Source organism: Staphylococcus petrasii, assembly GCF_002902565.1.
GTDB lineage: Bacteria > Bacillota > Bacilli > Staphylococcales > Staphylococcaceae > Staphylococcus > Staphylococcus petrasii.
In genome coordinates, this window is record NZ_PPRC01000122.1 from 2,452 (window position 1) to 3,152 (window position 701).

Annotated in this window: 1 pseudogene; it reads left to right on the top strand. The window is 24.3% G+C overall.

Going from position 1 to position 701, the window contains the following annotated elements:
- Positions 1–319: 319 nt before the first annotated feature.
- Positions 320–701: pseudogene (locus CD127_RS12865) on the top strand (histidine kinase dimerization/phospho-acceptor domain-containing protein); the annotation flags it as partial.

Genomic DNA, 701 nt, shown 5'->3' on the forward strand with positions numbered 1-701 from the left:
ATTTCAAGAATACGCTGCAGATACAAGCGTTATTCATTTAGAGTGTTGGATGGTCGGTATAGGTTTAGGGGTAGTCTTTTTAATTATTGGAAATTTGATAATTAAAAAGACTAGATATCTAAACTAAAAGTGAGGATAGCTAAAAATGATATACATTTTTTTCCTAATTTTAATACTATCTATAATATATTTAGCTTATAAATATATATCGTTATACATGGAAATAAAACAAGTAACTATACAATTGCAGGACTTAAAAAATGATGTTACTTCGAATCAAGTTATTCGTACTTCTACACAATTCAATATTTCCAAAAATTTGTGTAATGAAATAAATTCAATACTTACTATATATAGAAAACGAAATGTTATTAACAAGAAAAAAGAACTGATGTTAAACCAAGAAATCACTAACATTTCTCATGATTTAAGAACTCCTTTAACAGCTGTGAAAGGATACACAGATTTACTTAATGATTCTCATACTACTTTGAAAGAGAAAAAAAGATATATAGGCATAATAGAGGATAAAACAACTTCACTTATTAACTTAGTAGAATTATTTCATGAAATAACTAAAATTAATTCATTAGATTATAAACTTAAATTTCAAGAACTTTCTTTAAGTGACGAACTTAAAAATAGCTTTTTATCCTATTATAGTGAATTTAAAAATCAAAATATTGATGTAAACTTTAATT